The following is an 18,154-nucleotide window of genomic DNA, read 5'->3' as shown; positions in this document are numbered from 1 at the left end:
AAATCATGAGAAGACGCTTCAGATTCAGAAAGATCGTTAACGATATTCCGTTAAATTATAAATTTTTGCTGATCTATATCATTGGCGTATTGCTGCCGATCGTGGCCATCAACATCATGTTTCTGGACAGAATGACCGGGCTCATCAAGGAGCGGGAGGAACAGAACCTTGAAATATCGCTCGAGCGGGCCAGAAAAGATATTCATGATTTCATCGAGGGCGGGGTGGCGGTCAGCCACGCGCTGAATACGGACAAGACGTTGTATGAAAATTTGGACCACACTTACGAAAATGCGATCGAGTTTTACGAGATGTTCGACGAGCAGCTGCGCCACCGGGTCACCAGCTATATTCCGGTCAATAACCAGATTTTGCGGATCAGTATCTATACGGATAATCCAACCATCGTTCCCGGAGGGAATTACCAGACCATCGATTCGGGCGTGATCAACAGCGATTGGTACAGATTATGGAAACAGTCTACGGATCCCGTATTGGTAGCTGCCTACCGGGCGACCGAAGTGAACAATCGTACGGTTACGGTCCCCTATTTAAGCGTCATCGAGAAAATGAATTATTTCGATACCTACGGCAAATACGATAAGCTGCTCCGGATCGACATCGATCTGAACAAAATTTATGATGTCATCGTGCGCGAACAGGATTACTTGAATCTCTATCTCGTCAATGAGCATAACGAAATCATTATGTCCGCGGATACCGGATACCAGCGGGGAGTTACCGACGCTTATCCGGTATTTGAACTTTCCGACAGCGAAAAAAATAAAGACGTTCACGTCGTTTCGATCGGCACGGCCCGTTACGTCAAGGGATGGAAGCTGGTCGGCGTAACGCAGGGGACCCGTTTGTCCGCGGCCATTCTCGAGATGCAGGTTTTTGTCGGAATTATAGCCACGGTCATTACCTTGTTCGCGTTGATTTTTATTTATATTATGCTTCGTTCTTACAATTATCGGGTGAAACGACTGTCCCGCCATATGCAGAAGGTGACGAACGAGAAATTCGACTTGATCAAAATCGACGAGGGCCGGGACGAAATCGGCGGTTTGATTCAAAACTTCAATATGATGACGGCCCGGATTAACTCTTTGATTAATAACGTGTATAAGCTCGAGATCCAGAAGAAGGACTTGGAGATGGAGCGGGTACGGGCGGAGCTGAACTTTTTGCAGAGTCAGATGAATCCGCATTTCCTGTTCAATACGCTCAATGCGATTCTGGTCGTGTGCACGAAAAATAACTATTCCGACGTCACGGATATTATTAAAAGCTTGTCCAGGCTCCTCCGCAGGTTGCTCAGCTGGAAGGAGGATATCGTGACGCTGGAAGAAGAGATTCTGTTTATCGAAATGTATCTAAAAATAGAAAAGTTCAGGTTCCGGGACAAGTTTGATTATGAGCTGGAAATCGCCCCGGAAGCGGTGCATTACAAAATTCCGAAAATGAGCATCCAGCCGTTGGTGGAAAATGCCTGCAAGCATGGAATCCAGGCCATGGATGGAAAGGGTATCGCCAAAATCAGCGCGTCCGTATCGGACGGCCGCCTTCGTGTCTCGGTGTCCGATAACGGCATAGGAATCGAGCCCGAGAAGCTTCGCGAAATGATTCTGGCCGTGCGCAGCGAAAGTACTTCCGGCAATAGCATCGGTATCCGCAACGTGTACCGCAGGTTGGAATTGTATTACGACGATTTGGTGCGCTTCGACATTGCCAGCAAGCCGAATCAGGGAACGATCGTGTCTTTCGAAATCCCTATCAGATTGCTTGATCATCAGGATTACACGAACAGGGAGGAATAGAAGTGAGATTTAAAGTGCTCTTGATTGATGATGAGCCCGGCGCGCTGGAAGGCATGCAGCTGTGGATCCCTTGGGAGGAGCTCGGCTTTGAAATATGCGGAACCTGCGGCAACGGCGCCGAAGGGATCCGGATGATGTCGGAGCTGGGGCCGGATCTGGTTGTGACCGATGTGAATATGCCGCTCATGGACGGTCTGGAGATGATCGGGGAATGGCAGAAGAACGGAAACAAAAAAGTCAGCTTTATGATTATCAGCGGATACAGCGAATTCGAATATGCGCGAAAGGCGATGAGGTACGGAATCACGCATTATCTGTTAAAACCGGTGGAAACCGAGGAAGCCGAAAAGGAATTGCGTGCGGTTTACCGGGAGTTATTGCAGGAAACGGAGGAGCAAAGATGCAGCGAGATTGCCACCAGGGAGGAACGCGTTTCCCGGATCAGGGATTTGCTTGAAGGCCGCCCTGTCACCGAGGGGGGACTAGGGAGTCTTGAAACCCTGTCAGACAGCAGGGAAAAATGGAATATCTGCCTGGTTCAAACCGAGCCGGCGATGTATACGGAATTGAGAAAGATGGCTGAAGCCTTGGTTTCGGAGAAACAGGCCATGTTTCTGATCGGCCTGGATTTAAGCCGTTTCGTTCTCGTGTACGGATATGCTCCGGACAAGGGAGAGGCGGACGGCGCCTGTCGGACGCTTGCCGAATTGTCCACGCTATACGGCGGTCAACGGGTGTTTATGGCCACCGGTGCCGGGGAATCGTCGCTGCTTCGTCTTGCAGGCTGTTACCGTACCGCGATCGAGGCGATCGCCTATAAATTTTATGACCCCGATTATAACGGGGTCATTTCTTACAAAGAGGTTCAAGGCCGACGGCTTCAATACCATTACGACCAAATCCGTTTGATGGATAGGCTGATCGAATCGATGGACCTGCTGAATGTTACCGCCTTTCAGGAAACGGTCGCCGACGCGGCCGGGACGTTCCGCGAAATGCTGCTTGCCCCCGAAATCGTTAAGAAGATCATCGTTCATCTGATGTACAAAATGAAGGATTACATGGAGGAAGCCGGCGGTGTATCCGCCAAGGCGTTGCTGGGCAAATACGATATTCCCGCGCTTTCCGATACGGTCATGAATTTGAACGATTTGATACATCATCTTCTCGCCTTCGGACGGGAATGCATCGACGGATTAAGCGAAGATCAGGCCCGTAAATCCCAGGGAGTCGTCCAGAAAATCAACGACTACATCCGCGAGCACTACCGGGAAGGCTTAACGATCAAAAAACTGGCTGAAGTATTTTATCTGCATCCGGTTTATTTGGGTCAACTGTTAATGAAGAAAAACGGGGTCGGTTTTAATGAGCTGGTGCATAATTTACGGATTGAGGAAGCCGTGCGGCTGCTTCGGCAAAACAAGTATAAAAACAGCGAAATCGCGGAACGGGTAGGCTATGTAAATTACAGCCAATTCCTGAAACAGTTCGAAAAACGTTTGGGGATGTCCCCCAATGAGTATAAAAACAGGAACTAAAGTTTTTAGGGGTAATGCTTTAATTGTGGCATAGTTCGCTTTTGGCAGCGCTTTTACAATAAAGATAAGTTACTGAAAGGGCTTTCAGTCCTGGGAGTAACCATATTATTACGGAGGTGCTTTAAATGGGGGGCAAGAAAAAATCGGTACTCCGGTTCAGCATGATGCTGCTGCTTTCGCTCGGCCTCGTCCTTTCGGCTTGCGGCGGTAATAACAAGGAAGCCGCTAAGAACGGAAACAACGGACAGGCGACTGGAGAAAATACCGCGAATGGGGTAGAACCGTTTGAAATTTCGGTTTTTATCGGTCAAGCCGACCAGCAACCAACACCTGACAACAAGATTTACAAATTAATTAAAGAAAAGACGGGCGCATCCTTCAAATTCGAGTTCCTGGCAGGCGACATTGACCAAAAGCTTGGCGTTATGATCGCAGGCGGCGACTATCCGGACATGATGACAGCGAATCAAAAGCTGACGGCTGCCGGTGCATTCATCCCGCTCGAAGACTTGATTGAAGAACATGCTCCGAACTTGAAGAAGCATTACGAGAAGTACTGGAACATGATGAAGGACCCGAATGACGGTCATATTTACAATCTTCCGAACTACGGCGTTACTAATGCTGACGTTAACTCGTCTTGGTATTCAGGCCCAGCCTTCTGGATCCAGAAGGACGTATTGGCAGACGCAGGATATCCGCAAGTTAAAACATTGGATCAATATTTTGACTTGATTAAAAAATACAAGGAAAAGTATCCGACCATCGACGGTACTCCGACGATTGGCTTCGAAATTTTGAACTATGACTGGAAAAACTGGGGTCTGTTCAACCCTCCGCAGCATTTGATCGGTCATCCGAATGATGGCGGCGTAGTCGTTAAAGACGGCAAAGCGGAAATTTTTGCCGACAAGGACTATGCAAAACGTTATTATCAAAAGCTGAACGAAATGAATGCCCTGGGTATCATCGACAAAGAAACGTTCACCCAAAACTTTGACCAATACATGGCCAAAATTTCGAGCGGTGCGGTTCTGGGCATGTTTGACCAACACTGGAACTTCCAAAGCGCAGAGAACGCGCTGATCACGCAGAAGAAAGATAATAGAACCTATGTCGGCCTTCCGCTTGTATTTGATGAAGGCGTCAAGGATCATTACAAGGATCGTCCGGCTCTGAACCTCAATAACGGTTTCGGGATCACGGTTAACGCATCCAAAGAACAACAGATTAGAATCATCAAGCTGTTGGATACGTTGATTCAAGAAGATTGGCAAAAAATCTTGTCCTGGGGTATCGAAGGGGAAGATTACATTGTCAAAGACGGCCGCTTCATGAAAACGCAAGAGCAACGCGATCAGTTTACTGATGCAACCTGGAAACTCGCAAATAAAGCCGATTCCTTCTTCGGTCAAGCTCCAAAAATGGAAGGTTTGTTCTCGGACGGCAACGCCACGGACGGCGCAGCTCAGCCTGAGGAAATGCAGGCTGCTTTGAGAGAGTATGACAAGAATTTCCTTGCCCAATACGGATTCAGCACGTATGTTGACTTCTTCAGTCCGGCTCCTGAAAACGACATTGCTTACCCTGCATGGTCTGTTGACCTGGTAGACGGTTCCGAAGCGAAAATCGTGAATACGAAGCAAAATGAGTTGTCCACGAAGTACTTGCCGAAAGCGATCCTGGCAAAACCAGAAGAATTCGACAGCGTCTGGGCTGATTATGTCAAAGAAATCGGCAAACTCAATATCAAGGCTTACGAAGATCGTATTAACGAAGTGCTGCAATGGAGAAGAGATACCTGGACAGTGAAATAAGGTGTTGAATCGGAAAATGGAAGGCGTTTATGAGCCTTCCATTTTCCGAAATAATAGGTTTTGGGGAGAAAAAAACTATGGATCAGACCTTGAAGAAAGATCGAGCCGTCCGGAAGCCGAAAAAAGAAAAGAAAATCACCTGGTCCCTCATCAAGGATCAGAGCCAGTTGATTTATATGTCCGTGCCTTTATTGGCGTACATCCTGTTGTTCGCCTATTACCCGATTTGGGGCTGGACAATGGCTTTTCAGGACTACAAACCTGCCAGAGATTTTAGCGAACAGAAATGGGTAGGGTTTAAGCATTTCGAGTTCCTTTTTAAAGACGACAATTTCTTGCAAGTGCTGCGGAATACGTTGGCGATGAGTATCATTAACCTGATTCTGGGTTTTGTAACAGCCATTATATTGGCGTTACTGTTGAATGAAATCAAAAAAATATTTTGGAAAAGAACCGTACAGACGATTTCCTATCTTCCGCACTTTTTGTCCTGGATTATCGTTACCGGGATTGTGGCGACAAGCTTGGCTTCGGATGGAATCATCAATGATATCCTGGTGAAACTGCACTTGATAAAAGAGCCGATCCAATGGCTCAGTGAAGGCAAATACTTCTGGGGAATCGTCGGAGCTTCGAATGTTTGGAAAGAAGTCGGCTGGAGTACGATTATATATTTGGCTGCGATGTCATCCATTGATCCGGCGCTTTATGAAGCCGCGGATATTGACGGAGCAAGCCGCTACCGGAAAATGTTCCATGTCACTTTGCCGGGTATCAAGCCTACGATTATTATTCTTTTGATTATGCAGGTCGGCCACATTCTGGAGGCGGGTTTTGAAATCCAATACCTGCTTGGCAACGGTCTTGTTGTCGACTGGTCGCAAACGATTGACATTTTCGTACTGAAATACGGGCTCGCTCAAGGCAACTATTCCTTAGCAACTGCTGCCGGTATATTTAAAACGGTCGTTAGCGTGACGTTGCTCCTGATTGCAAACGGAATCTCCAAACGACTCGGGGAAGAGAGGCTGTTATAGTTATGGCAAATCAAACCATCAGCCCTGGGCCAGCATCAGCTGCCGCAGTGACTAAAAGACCTGTCGGAAGAAGAAGACTTGAGCCGATTCTTTTTAATACATTTAACACTCTGTTTATGATAGGCCTTGTGATTGTCACCTTATATCCTTTCTTGAATACGATCGTCGTTTCCCTGAATGCGGGGAATGATACGATCCGCGGCGGCATATATCTCTGGCCGCGAGAATTTACTTGGCAGAACTACAAGGCGGTATTCGCTTCTGGAACGATTTATGACGCATTCTGGATTTCCGTGGCAAGAACGGTGCTTTCGACGCTGCTGAATCTGGGTCTGACCACCATGCTGGCTTATACGCTGAGCCGGAGAGAATATGTGTTCCGCAAACCGATTACCCTGGTTTTCATCCTGACGATGTACTTCAACGCCGGTCTGATTCCGGGATACTTCCTGATGAAAGACTTGCATTTGCTTAATACGTTCTGGGTATATGTCATTCCATCGATGATTAGCGCATTTAATATGATCGTCATCCGGACGTATATCGGAACGATTCCGGAAAGCCTGGTCGAATCGGCAAGAATCGATGGAGCCGGAGATTTTAAAATCTTCGTGCGGATCATCTTCCCGCTTTGTAAACCGGTATTGGCTACCATTGCGTTGTTCGTAGCCGTGGGTGCCTGGAACTCCTGGTTCGATGCATTCATTTATACTTCGTCGCATCAAGAACTGAGTACTTTGCAATATGAATTGATGAAGCTGTTATCATCCAGTATGAACGCGAACAGCAACCCGGCCGTTTCTAACGGTGTCGGAATGACACAGGGTTCAGTCGACATGGTCACACCGATTTCGATCCGTGCCGCGGTAACTGTTGTAGCCTCTGTGCCGATCCTGCTGGTATATCCGTTCATGCAAAAATACTTTGTTGTCGGACTGAATGTGGGCAGCGTGAAGGAGTAAGACATGAAGAAAAACTCACTTGGTTACTCTAACCCGGTTCTTCCGGGATTCTACCCCGACCCGAGCATTGCTCGGGCCGGGGATGACTTTTATTTAATTTGCAGTTCTTTCGAATATTTCCCGGCCGTGCCGATCTTTCACAGCCGGGATTTGGTGCACTGGGAGCAAATCGGGCATGTGCTTGACCGGGATAGCCAGCTGGATTTGCGGGCGCAGCGCAGTTCGGACGGGATCTATGCGCCGACGCTCCGCTACCATGATGGCACATTTTATATGATTACGACGGATGTACGCGGAATTGGGAACTTTTATGTAACGGCGAAAGATCCGGCGGGACCTTGGTCCGATCCGATCCTTGTTCCTTACGGAGGGATTGATCCGTCCCTGTTCTTTGACGATGACGGCAAGGTTTATGTAACCGCGCAACAGGGGGCGGATTACGACTCGCATGCCATTCAGTACGAGATCGATATTGCTACGGGGAAAGCATTATCCGATCCGGTGGTCATATGGAGGGGGGACGGCGGTCCCTGGACGGAAGGGCCCCACTTGTACAAAATCAATGGCATGTACTACATCATGACCGCCTCGGGCGGCACCGCGAAGGAACACCGGGAAATTATCGGCCGGGGCGCGACCCCATACGGGCCGTTCGAGCTGTATCCTCACCCGATCCTGACGCATCGGGACATCGATCATCCGATACAGTATTTGGGGCATGCGGATCTGACCTGCGACTCCAATGGCGACTGGTGGGCCGTATTCCTCGGCGTCCGTCTCGTGGACTCCGGCTATAGCGTGCTCGGCAGGGAAACTTTTCTGGCGCCGGTGACCTGGAACGAGGACGGCTGGCCGATGATCGACAATAATGAAGGCACGGTTAACCTTGAGATGAGCGTGCCGCGGTTGCCGGGAGGATCGCCGGCCGGAATGCCGAAGACGACGGCGTTTTCGGAGGGCAGCGACGATTTTGACAAACGCGAGCTTTCGCATATGTGGACGTTCTTGCGCAACCCTGCGGAAGGGAGCTGGTCTTTGAATGAGCGGGCCGGTTGGCTCACTCTGCGCGGACAGTCCGCAGGGCTGAATGAAGTGGGCCAGGTCACTTTTGTCGGCAGGCGGCAGCAGCACTTGCAAGCGGAATGGAGCACCTATCTGGAATACGGTTCGATCGGGGATGGCGAAGAAGCCGGGTTGTGCGCCAGAAGGGATGAGGACGCCCATTACGAAATCTTTATGAAGCAGGAGGCCGGGCGGAGAACGATCGGCGCCAGGTTGACCGTGAGGGGCGAATGGCTGGTGGTTGCCGAGGTACCGATGGACTTGGATGGGGTATATTTAAAAATTCGCTCCGATGTCACCGAATATTCGATGTACTACTCGCTGGACGGTCAGGAATGGATCAGACTGGGCGGGGGACCTGCCCGGGCACTATCGCCGGAAGATTTTGTGGAGAAAATGTGTTTTACCGGTGTCGTCATCGGCCTCTACGCTACAGGAAACGGGAAAACGGCATCGGGTGAGGCTCATTTCGACTGGTTCGTGACCCGGCAGACTGGAGGAGGTAACTGAAGTGAGTCCAACGGAATTTGTGGTATCCGCACTTAAGGATTTGTTTGCGGAGGACTTCCGGATCGGCGCAGCGGTTAACCCCCGCACCATCCAAACGCAGGAGAAGCTACTGGCGTACCATTTCAACAGCATTACGGCGGAGAACGAGATGAAGTTTGAAAGCGTGCATCCGTCGGAAGACGAATACACCTTCGAGGAAGCCGACGCGCTCGTAAATTTCGCCCGCAAACACGGATTGGCGATGCGCGGCCATACACTGGTTTGGCATAACCAGACTACCGATTGGCTGTTCCGTGATCGCCAGGGCGGACAGGTAAGCAAGGAAGTGCTGCTTGAACGACTCCGCTCGCACATCCAAACCGTCGTCGGCCGCTATAAGGGCGATATTTACGCTTGGGACGTAGTAAATGAGGTGATCGCCGACGAAGGCGATCAGCTGCTCCGCACCTCGAAGTGGACGGATATTGCAGGCGGCGACTTTATCGCCAAAGCGTTCGAATACGCGCATGAAGCGGACCCGAATGCCTTGCTGTTCTACAACGATTACAACGAGTCCCATCCTCATAAACGCGATAAAATTTACGCTTTGGTCAAGTCGCTGCTGGATCAGGGAGTACCGATTCACGGCATCGGGCTGCAGGCCCACTGGAATCTGTATGACCCGTCGCTCGATGACATCCGGGCTGCGATCGAGAAATATGCTTCTTTGGGTTTGCAGCTTCAACTGACGGAACTGGATTTATCGGTATTCCGCTTTGAAGATGAGCGGACCGATTTGACCGAACCGGCTCCCGGCATGCTGGAACGGCAGGCGGAAGTTTATGAAGCGGTCTTTCGGTTGCTGAAGGAATACCGCGATTGTATAAGCTCGGTCACGTTCTGGGGGGCCGCCGACGATTACACCTGGCTCGACGATTTCCCGGTACGCGGGCGCAAAAATTGGCCCTTTCTGTTTGATGAACAGCACCGTCCGAAGCCTGCCTATTATCGGGTGGCTAGCCTTGAGGGAAAATGATCTTTATAAGAAGCGCTCCTCCGTCCGAGGAGTGTTTCTTCCTTTTTTTAATAAGGATGTAACGGGAGGGTTTTGAGTTGGGAACGGAGAGTGCAATGTATAGGGCATGGCTGCAGTATAACGAGCTTAGAGTCCCGGAACTTCGTAAATTGTACAAAGGGCTGCTTCAGCGCGTCGTGATTGTGGGGGAAACTTCCGATGTTCCCGCAGCGGCGGTTCGGGAGCTGACAACAGGCATAGACGCAATGCTGGGAGTAATTCCGGAGATTCTGGCTACAATCCCGGATGATGCTGAAGGGTCCTATCTTCTGATTCGGGTTGAAGAGGGAGAGCTACCATCCGGGGGGCGTAGATGGGATACCCGGCAGGATGCTTACTCGCTAAAATACTTGCCAAACGCTGAAGGGGGGCGGCTGGAATTAACCGGCGCTTCCAAAACGGGCTTTACATACGGCATTTTCCATTTGCTTCGCGGAATATCCTTGGGCCAAGGGCCGGAACAGCTGGAAGCCTCCGAGCGCCCGGCCAATCAGCTGCGGATGGTGAATCAATGGGATAATGCGGACGGGTCGATTGAACGGGGATACGCTGGGAATTCCATTTTTTATGCGAACGGGGAGATCGTCGGGGATTTAAGCCGGGTCCGGGATTATGCGCGCCTGCTATCTTCGGTGGGGATCAATGCCATTTCCATCAATAATGTAAATGTCCACGAGAAAGAAACCCGTTTTATCACCGGGGAGGGGCTTTCCGAGGTGGCCCGGGTAGCGGACGTGTTCCGGGACTATGGGATCGGGCTGTTTCTCAGCATCAATTTTGCGGCTCCTATGGCGGTAGGAGGACTCGATACGGCCGATCCGCTGGATGAGGGAGTACAGGGATGGTGGTCGGAGACGGCAGAGCGGATTTACCGGCATATCCCCGATTTCGGCGGATTTGTCGTCAAAGCCGATTCGGAGCATCGTCCCGGGCCGTTCGCCTACGGGCGCGACCATGCCGACGGGGCCAACATGCTGGCGGATGCGCTGGCTCCGTACGGCGGCCTCGTGATCTGGCGCTGCTTTGTCTACAATTGCATGCAGGATTGGCGGGATCGATCCACGGATCGGGCGCGAGCGGCTTATGATCATTTCAAGCCCTTGGACGGCAAGTTCCGGGACAATGTACTCTTGCAGATCAAAAACGGGCCGATGGATTTCCAGGTACGGGAGCCGGTGTCGCCGTTATTCGGGGCTATGAGCAGCACCAACCAAGTCATTGAGTTCCAGATTGCGCAGGAGTATACCGGGCAACAGCGGCACTTATGCTATCTTGTTCCGCAGTGGAAACAAGTGCTGGATTTTGATACGCATGTGGCGGAAGACGGCAAGGGGCAAGTGAAAAAGATCGTTGAGGGTGCGTTGTTCGGTATGAAGTACAGCGGCGTGGCCGCGGTGTCCAACATCGGAGACGATGAATGCTGGACCGGACATCCGCTGGCACAGGCGAATCTATACGGTTACGGTCGCTTAACCTGGAATCCCGACCTTACAGCCGAAGAGATCGCCCGGGAATGGGTACAGCTTACCATTAGCACCGACGGCAGCGTCACCGACAAAGTGACGGAAATGCTGATGGCCTCCTGGCCGATTTACGAAAGCTATACGGCACCGCTCGGGGTCGGCTGGATGGTCGTGCCTCATTACCATTACGGTCCGGATGTGGACGGATACGAGTACTCCCGATGGGGGACTTATCATTTTGCGGACCGCGACGGAATCGGGGTGGACCGGACGATGGCTACAGGGACGGGGTACGCCGGACAATACTTTGGCCCGAACCGGGAGCGGTACGGGTCGCTTGAAAGCTGCCCTGACGAACTGCTGCTTTTCTTTCACCATGTTCCATACACGCACGTACTGCATTCCGGCAGGACTGTGATTCAGCATATTTATGACACGCATTTTGACGGGGCCGAAGCCGCGGACGGCTTGAAACAGATCTGGACATCCCTGGAGGGACGCATCGATGCGGGACTCCACAAAACGGCGGCGGACCGGTTCGCGGAGCAAGCCGAACACGCCAAGCATTGGCGGGATGTCATAAATACCTACTTCTACCGTAAATCCGGCATACCGGATGAGCGGGGAAGAAAGATATATTAATAAGCAAGCGGCCCGAAGGGAGGTTACCCTTCGGGCCGAGTTGCTTAATGCTGTATTTTTTGCAACAATATCAGCGAAAACGAGGAGGATGAGTGAAAATGTTGTTTTTCATACAGCATTTTTGCGCTAATTCTCCATCCATTAGACCTCATTGCGGTAAAATCCTGTAAATTGTGCAACTTTGGGATCGATTCGATTCAGTTTGGAGAGGAATTGTTGTAAAAAGTGCAACATGCGCAAACTTTAAAGCTACTAATCGCAAATTCGTGACCGCCCGTGTTGTATCGCTGTGTTCGGGCTACACGCCGGAGTAAGCCATAAATCCGCCGTCCACCGGAATGACGGTGCCGGTGACGAATCCCGACGTCTCCGCGTCAGCCAGCCACAGCAGCGTGCCGAGCAGATCCTCGGGTACGCCAAAGCGGCGCATCGGCGTATGCGTGATGATTTTGCGGGACCGTTCCGTAAGCGAGCCGTCCTCATTCGTAAGCAGGTTGCGGTTCTGTTCGGTCAGGAAAAATCCCGGGGCAATCGCGTTTACCCGAATCCCGGCTTCGGCCATATGTACGGCCAACCATTGCGTGAAGTTGTTGATCGCCGCTTTGGCCGCGCTGTAGGCCGGCACCTTGGTCATCGGGCACGGCGCGCTCATGGAAGAAATATTAATGACGGTGGCGCCGGGCCGACCGATCATTTGCTTGGCAAACACTTGAGTCGGCAGTAGACTTCCGACAAAGTTGAGGTCCATGACGTTGCGGACTCCGGTTAGGCTCAAGTCGAAAAAGGAGGTCACTTCCGGGTCCGCCAGATCCTCATCCCGGAATATTTCGTTCGTCGTGTTGGCGCTCGGCTGATTGCCCCCGGCACCGTTGATCAAAATATCGTACTCCCCGAACGCTTCGCGGACCTGACGCTCCGCTTCCTGTACGCTCTCCGCATTCGTAACGTCACAGGCGACGGCGATGGCCGTTCCTCCGTCTTTCCGTATCTGTTCGGCGACTTCCTCACCCCGCGAAAGCGTACGATTCAAAATGGCTACATTCACGCCCTGACGGGCCAGTTCCTGTGCCATCGCCCGGCACAGGATGCCCGCGCCGCCGGTGATGACCGCCGTTTTGCCGGCCAATGACGTATGTTTCGGCAAATGACTCATTGGACATTTTCCTCCTTCGACGCTGACGCTTCCGCGGATTGCCGGGTATATGCGTCCCACAGTCCCCATAAGTACATGATGCCAAGCGCCCGGTCATAAAGACCGTAACCCGGCCGGCACTGCTCGCCCCACAGATGACGCCCGTGGTCTGGACGGCAGTAACCATTGAAACCGTTATCATGATACGCCTTAACGATTCCGGCGATATCGACCGTTCCGTCCGAAGTCTTATGGGACGTTTCAATAAAGTCCCCGTTATCGAACACTCGGACATTGCGGATATGCGCGAACGGGATCCGGTCGTGGAATTCATGGACCATGGCCACGATATCATTCTCGGGGTTTGCGCCGAGAGAGCCGCTGCACAGCGTAATCCCGTTCGACGGGCTGTCATGCAGGCTAAGCAATCTGCGGAAACTGTCCCGTCCGGTCATAATCCGCGGCAGACCGAAGATCGGCCAAGGCGGATCGTCCGGGTGGATAGCCAGCTTGATGCCGTTTTTTTCCGCCACAGGCACGACCACATTCAAAAAATAGCCGAGGTTCTGCCACAGATCCTCCGCCGTCACGCCGCGGTAGGCTTCGAACAAAGTCGTGAGCTGCGCAAGGCGTTCCGGCTCCCAGCCAGGCATAGTGAGCGTGCTGTCCCCGGTAATAATGTTTACCAGCTCGAACGGGTCGACGTCACGGATTTTCGCCTGCTCAAAAAACAGCGCTGTCGAACCGTCCGGAAGCGGCCTGAACATTTCGGTCCGGGCCCAGTCGAATACCGGCATGAAGTTGTAGCAAATGACTTTCACGCCGACTTTGCCGAGCTTTTCGATCGTGCGGATATAGTTCTCGATATACAAGTCGCGCGTTGGTAGCCCGAGCTTGATATCTTCATGAACGTTTACGCTTTCCACCACGTCAATATTCATCCCGTACTTTGCGGCCTGGTCGCGGACTTCCTCGATTCGCTCCATCGGCCATTCTACTCCGGCGGGAAGGTCGTGCAAGGACCATACGATCCCTTCCACTCCGGGAATCTGCTTGATCTGGTCCAGCGTCACCGTGTCGTTGCCTTCGCCGTACCAGCGAAATACCATGCGCATACCGATTCCTCCTTTGAAATGGATGTAACGGCAAGTACGTAAACTGTTCCTCCGATCGCTGTTGTTCCCGGACCGGAAAATCATTTTACTCCCATGCCTTCATCTCATCTTTACTCCAACTTTATTTACTTAGAAAATAATTCGGGTATTTCTCTTGCAGTACGCCGAGATTTGCGATGCTCAACGTTAAATGCTCGTGCATCAGTCGGTCGGCACCTTCCTCGTCATGGCGGCGAATGGCCTCCGCCATATCGCGGTGCTGCTCGTACAGGTGATTCCAATGCGGATCCGTCTCGAGCCAGAGCACCCGGGTGCGGTTCAGATGGGCGTTCATTTGCTGGATGACTTCCCAAGTGCCGTGTTTGCGGCAGCCGTCGAACAGAATCCGGTGAAACTCCTCGTCCAGTTCAAACATGGCCCGCTTATCGTGGAGCTTCAGACTCTTTTGCTGCTCCGCCAGGTTGCGGTCCAAAGCCTCCAGCCGTTCTTCCGGAAAATTGCGGCAGGCGAGCCGGATCACCGCCCGTTCCAGTTGTTCCCGCATAAACCGCGCTTCCTCGACCAGATCGGGATCGATGAGCGAAACCCGCGTGCCCCGCTGCGGAAGCACGAGGACGAGACCTTCCTGGGCGAGCCGAACGAAGCTCTCCCGTACGGGAGTCCGGCTGACCTGGAACAGGACGGATGTCTCCTTTTCCGAAAGGGCGGTTCCCGGAGGAAGTTCGAAATTCACGATTTGCTGTTTTAACCGGGCATAAACCTGGTTCCCTGCCGAACCCGAACCGCCGGCCGGCGAACCCATCATTTCTTTCAAACGATCACCTCCAATTTGGTTCCATACTACCACACTTGTATGGTAGTATGGAAGAGAGAATTGTGATAGCGCTATCATATGGATGAGAGGATGAATCGAAACATGGTTACGAGTGAGAAAAGAGGGGCTTTTTATACCGGGAAGTACCGGAATCTGCTTGAGGAATACGGCTATTCCAACGAGGTAATCCGGGAGCGGCTGCAACAGACATGGCGGGATATGTTCGAAGGGGATCAAGAAACCCGAATCTATCATCCGGCAGGGGAAGATATGGGATACATGATGGACACGGGGAATTTTGATGCGCGAACGGAAGGGATGTCCTACGGCATGATGATGGCCGTCCAGATGGACCGCCAGGACATTTTCGACCGGTTGTGGAAGTGGACGATGACCTACATGTATATGTCGACCGGGGAAAATGCCGGTTATTTCGCCTGGTCCTGCGCGACGGACGGGTCAAGGCTGTCGGACGGGCCCGCGCCGGACGGCGAGGAGTATTTTGCGATGGCCTTATTTTTCGCCTCCCACCGTTGGGGCGACCGGGAAGCGCCGTTCAATTACGGAACACAGGCGCGCGAATTGCTTCGCACCTGCATTCATAAAGGAGAAGACGGTTCGGGTTATCCTATGTGGAACCCGGATAACAAGCTGATCAAATTCATTCCGAATTGCGATTTTTCGGATCCGTCCTACCATCTGCCGCATTTTTACGAACTTTTCGCTTTGTGGGCTTACCCGGAGGACCGCCCGTTTTGGCGGGAGGCGGCCAAGGCAAGCCGAGATTATTTGCAAATTGCTTGCCATCCGGTCACGGGCTTGGCTCCGGAATACGCCCACTATGACGGAACGCCGAATAACGTACGGGGCTTCGGCCATTTCTTCAGCGATTCATACCGCGTGGCCGCCAATTTGGGCCTGGACTGGGAATGGTTCGGTGCGGATGAAAGGGAAAAAGACATTGCGGAGAAAATCCAGGCCTTCTTTGCCGACAAGCAGCCGGAGGACTATCGGAGGTACACGATCGCTGGCGAGCCGTTCGAGGAGAAGGCGCTCCATCCGGTCGGCTTGCTGGCGACGAATGCGATGGCTTCGCTGGCGGCGGACGGCCCCGATGCCCGCGCCAGCGTGGAGCTGTTCTGGAATACGCCGCTGCGCACAGGAAACCGGAGATATTATGATAATTGCCTTTACTTGTTTACCTTGCTGGCGTTAAGCGGCAATTACCGGATTTGGATGCCGGATAGCTCCAGGTAACCTATCCTAAGGGGAGGTATCAGCAGGAAACCCTAACACCGCAGATTATCGGGTATGGGGCACAAGCCGTTCGCCCAGGATTCCTTCCTTCCAACGGGAATAGGCTTGCCAGGCGGCTCCATTATCCAGCATGGATTTGCAGGTATAGATCCCTTCTTCGACGGAGCCGGCCATTCCGGCGAGATGGAGGCGCAGCGCGCCGTTCAGGACCACCTGGTTTACGAAGGCGATATGTGCCTCTCCGTTCAACACCCCTTCCGAAACGCGCAGCTGCTCGGCAGGACTCCACGCCACCTCGGGCAGGTCCGCCTCCAGGCCGTAGGTTTCGGGATCGACGATCTGCATGCTGGCCTCTCCTTGTTCGACGAAGTAGGTGCGGGTAGGGCGGTCGATATAGACATCCTCCGATCCCTCCGAGCCTTGTACAATCAGTGCTTTCCGGTAGTTCAAACGCTGGAGGAGCCGGGCGGACCGGTCGAATACGGTATTGTGGAAGACGCCAAAGACAAGGTAAGGAGAGTAGCTGTAATCGACGAGCTTTTCTACCGTGTTGAGAATCGTCCGAAGGCCAAGCTCCTCGCGGATTTCCCGCAGCTTTCCGAGGGGCGGGCACCAGGTTTCGGCGGGAACGAACAGGACGCCGGACTGTTCGTAGGCATGAAGCGAATGCTCCTTCATAGGTACTCCTTCTCTTACGCCCATTTCCTGAAGCAGGTCCGTCAAGGTCATCCCCCATTTGGGCGGAAGGGACGCCGTTCCGTGCAAGGTCACGGGCAAGCCGACGGAGGCCAGCACGAAGGCCGTGGCGAACGTCGCTATAAAGGAAGCTGTTCTGCCGTCGTAAGGACCGGCGCAGTCCAAACCGCTGGGACGGTTCGAACGCGAGGCGTACCGGCGGCAAACCTCCACGAAGGCCAAAAGCTCATCCACGCTTTCCATTTTGATTCGCTCCGCCAGGAAGAAAGCGCCGATTTGCGCAGGGGACGCCGTTTGACCAAAAATCAGCTCCGCTGCGGCGAGAGCCTCTTCGTAACTCAGATCCCGGGCCCCGCGTTTGCCGCGGCCCACTTCTTTTAATATCTCGGTCATACGCATGACAAGTTCCTCCGTTCCTCTTATATGGGTGGCATATAGAAGGGGTTCACATTTTTAATTGCTGATGCGCTTTGACGATAGAGACCGCGATATCCGCGATCCGTTTGCGCTCGTTCATCGCACGCTTGCGCAATGCCTCATAAGCTTCGGCTTCGGAGATCCCGTTAATCCTGCACAAAATCCCTTTGGCAAGATCGATCCATTTCCGCTCCTCCAGCCGGGATACGAGCTGAGCGCGCTCATCCAGCCACTGCCGCCGTTCGAAGAAATGCTTGGCGCCTAGATGAAGCGCCCAGTGAAGCTCATGCGCGGACATGGACGGGGCGAGGATCCCGTCTACCGGGATATCGTCTTCGCACGATTCCAACGAAGTGGCCGCCGCCTGGGCGTCGCACCACCAAAACAGGGGCAATGCCTTCCATTCGGACAGCCTTGCCGACCAGGAGGGGATGCTTGATAACGGCAACTTCAGGATGGCCGCATCCGCATTTGCAATCCTTTGGCGGATCTCCCGTTCATGATTGGAGGCGAACGCCCGGTATCCGTGACATTTCAACATATCATCCGGTTCATCTCCGGTTCCGGTTTTCGCCTTCGGTTGGACCGACGGTGCTTCCGCTTTAGCAGCAGGCTCGCGAATGACCAGAAGAAAGCGCATCGGGAGTTCCCTCCTATCCACGAATGATTCATCGTCACAAAACCTAACATATCACACTTTTGAAAGTAATTACGGTTTCATTTTCGCTTGGATTTTCAGAAAAATCAATCGGGTTATGTCATAAAATCCATATAATCTATCCATTACGATAAATAACATTACATAACAATTAAAATTT

Annotated in this window: 14 protein-coding genes; 9 read left to right on the top strand and 5 right to left on the bottom strand. The window is 52.4% G+C overall.

Going from position 1 to position 18,154, the window contains the following annotated elements:
• Nucleotides 1-5: 5 nt before the first annotated feature.
• The 8 genes from ACSFXJ_RS24480 to ACSFXJ_RS24445 all read left to right on the top strand — a co-directional run bounded on the left by ACSFXJ_RS24480 (nucleotide 6) and on the right by ACSFXJ_RS24445 (nucleotide 11,905).
• Complete coding sequence (locus tag ACSFXJ_RS24480; protein WP_435922907.1) at nucleotides 6-1,820, top strand: sensor histidine kinase; 1,815 nt, start codon at nucleotides 6-8, stop codon at nucleotides 1,818-1,820.
• A 2-nt stretch (nucleotides 1,821-1,822) separates the two neighbouring features.
• Complete coding sequence (locus tag ACSFXJ_RS24475) at nucleotides 1,823-3,358, top strand: response regulator transcription factor (RefSeq protein ID WP_435922906.1); 1,536 nt, start codon at nucleotides 1,823-1,825, stop codon at nucleotides 3,356-3,358.
• 125 nt (nucleotides 3,359-3,483) lie between these two features.
• Complete coding sequence (locus ACSFXJ_RS24470) at nucleotides 3,484-5,175, top strand: sugar ABC transporter substrate-binding protein (RefSeq protein WP_435922905.1); 1,692 nt, start codon at nucleotides 3,484-3,486, stop codon at nucleotides 5,173-5,175.
• A gap of 77 nt (nucleotides 5,176-5,252) precedes the next feature.
• The gene (locus ACSFXJ_RS24465; protein WP_435922904.1) at nucleotides 5,253-6,212 is read left to right on the top strand and encodes an ABC transporter permease; all 960 of its coding nucleotides are present in this window, start codon (nucleotides 5,253-5,255) and stop codon (nucleotides 6,210-6,212) included.
• Between the two features lie 2 nt (nucleotides 6,213-6,214).
• On the top strand, nucleotides 6,215-7,174 hold the full coding sequence (locus ACSFXJ_RS24460; RefSeq protein WP_435922903.1) for a carbohydrate ABC transporter permease: 960 nt from the start codon (nucleotides 6,215-6,217) through the stop codon (nucleotides 7,172-7,174).
• Nucleotides 7,175-7,177: 3 nt separating this feature from the next.
• The gene (locus tag ACSFXJ_RS24455; RefSeq protein ID WP_435922902.1) at nucleotides 7,178-8,746 is read left to right on the top strand and encodes a glycoside hydrolase family 43 protein; all 1,569 of its coding nucleotides are present in this window, start codon (nucleotides 7,178-7,180) and stop codon (nucleotides 8,744-8,746) included.
• Between the two features lies 1 nt (nucleotide 8,747).
• Entirely contained in the window at nucleotides 8,748-9,761 is a 1,014-nt protein-coding gene (locus tag ACSFXJ_RS24450) for an endo-1,4-beta-xylanase (protein WP_435922901.1), read from the top strand.
• A 95-nt stretch (nucleotides 9,762-9,856) separates the two neighbouring features.
• A complete protein-coding gene (locus ACSFXJ_RS24445) occupies nucleotides 9,857-11,905 on the top strand; it encodes an alpha-glucuronidase family glycosyl hydrolase (RefSeq protein ID WP_435925858.1) in 2,049 nt (682 codons plus the stop codon).
• A 298-nt stretch (nucleotides 11,906-12,203) separates the two neighbouring features.
• Here the strand turns inward: ACSFXJ_RS24445 and ACSFXJ_RS24440 are convergent, their stop codons facing one another.
• The 3 genes from ACSFXJ_RS24440 to ACSFXJ_RS24430 form a co-directional block, all read right to left on the bottom strand.
• Nucleotides 12,204-13,058 (bottom strand): SDR family oxidoreductase, encoded by an 855-nt coding sequence (locus ACSFXJ_RS24440; protein WP_435922900.1) that lies wholly within the window; start codon nucleotides 13,056-13,058, stop codon nucleotides 12,204-12,206.
• A complete protein-coding gene (gene uxuA, locus ACSFXJ_RS24435; protein ID WP_435922899.1) occupies nucleotides 13,055-14,152 on the bottom strand; it encodes a mannonate dehydratase in 1,098 nt (365 codons plus the stop codon). Before uxuA ends, ACSFXJ_RS24440 begins: the two co-directional genes overlap by 4 nt.
• A gap of 121 nt (nucleotides 14,153-14,273) precedes the next feature.
• Complete coding sequence (locus ACSFXJ_RS24430; protein ID WP_435925857.1) at nucleotides 14,274-14,957, bottom strand: GntR family transcriptional regulator; 684 nt, start codon at nucleotides 14,955-14,957, stop codon at nucleotides 14,274-14,276.
• Between the two features lie 111 nt (nucleotides 14,958-15,068).
• Between ACSFXJ_RS24430 and ACSFXJ_RS24425 the strand changes: the two genes are divergently transcribed.
• On the top strand, nucleotides 15,069-16,223 hold the full coding sequence (locus ACSFXJ_RS24425) for a glycosyl hydrolase family 8 (RefSeq protein ID WP_435922898.1): 1,155 nt from the start codon (nucleotides 15,069-15,071) through the stop codon (nucleotides 16,221-16,223).
• 45 nt (nucleotides 16,224-16,268) lie between these two features.
• On the opposite strand, the gene ACSFXJ_RS24420 is transcribed toward ACSFXJ_RS24425, so the two are convergent.
• Complete coding sequence (locus tag ACSFXJ_RS24420; protein ID WP_435922897.1) at nucleotides 16,269-17,318, bottom strand: anthranilate phosphoribosyltransferase; 1,050 nt, start codon at nucleotides 17,316-17,318, stop codon at nucleotides 16,269-16,271.
• Between the two features lie 46 nt (nucleotides 17,319-17,364).
• Nucleotides 17,365-17,976 (bottom strand): ANTAR domain-containing response regulator, encoded by a 612-nt coding sequence (locus tag ACSFXJ_RS24415; protein ID WP_435922896.1) that lies wholly within the window; start codon nucleotides 17,974-17,976, stop codon nucleotides 17,365-17,367.
• Nucleotides 17,977-18,154 lie beyond the last annotated feature (178 nt).

The organism is Paenibacillus salivarius (assembly GCF_051307165.1).
Lineage (GTDB): Bacteria > Bacillota > Bacilli > Paenibacillales > Paenibacillaceae > Fontibacillus.
This window is presented reverse-complemented; position numbering and strand designations above follow the sequence as displayed.

Coding starts and splice junctions, on each gene's coding strand:
- ACSFXJ_RS24480 (WP_435922907.1), top strand. CDS start 6: ATGAGAAGACGCTTCAGATTCAGAAAGATCGTTAACGATATTCCGTTA.
- ACSFXJ_RS24470 (WP_435922905.1), top strand. CDS start 3,484: ATGGGGGGCAAGAAAAAATCGGTACTCCGGTTCAGCATGATGCTGCTG.
- ACSFXJ_RS24465 (WP_435922904.1), top strand. CDS start 5,253: ATGGATCAGACCTTGAAGAAAGATCGAGCCGTCCGGAAGCCGAAAAAA.
- ACSFXJ_RS24460 (WP_435922903.1), top strand. CDS start 6,215: ATGGCAAATCAAACCATCAGCCCTGGGCCAGCATCAGCTGCCGCAGTG.
- ACSFXJ_RS24455 (WP_435922902.1), top strand. CDS start 7,178: ATGAAGAAAAACTCACTTGGTTACTCTAACCCGGTTCTTCCGGGATTC.
- ACSFXJ_RS24445 (WP_435925858.1), top strand. CDS start 9,857: ATGTATAGGGCATGGCTGCAGTATAACGAGCTTAGAGTCCCGGAACTT.
- ACSFXJ_RS24440 (WP_435922900.1), bottom strand. CDS start 13,058: ATGAGTCATTTGCCGAAACATACGTCATTGGCCGGCAAAACGGCGGTC.
- uxuA (WP_435922899.1), bottom strand. CDS start 14,152: ATGCGCATGGTATTTCGCTGGTACGGCGAAGGCAACGACACGGTGACG.
- ACSFXJ_RS24430 (WP_435925857.1), bottom strand. CDS start 14,957: ATGATGGGTTCGCCGGCCGGCGGTTCGGGTTCGGCAGGGAACCAGGTT.
- ACSFXJ_RS24425 (WP_435922898.1), top strand. CDS start 15,069: ATGGTTACGAGTGAGAAAAGAGGGGCTTTTTATACCGGGAAGTACCGG.
- ACSFXJ_RS24420 (WP_435922897.1), bottom strand. CDS start 17,318: ATGCGTATGACCGAGATATTAAAAGAAGTGGGCCGCGGCAAACGCGGG.
- ACSFXJ_RS24415 (WP_435922896.1), bottom strand. CDS start 17,976: ATGCGCTTTCTTCTGGTCATTCGCGAGCCTGCTGCTAAAGCGGAAGCA.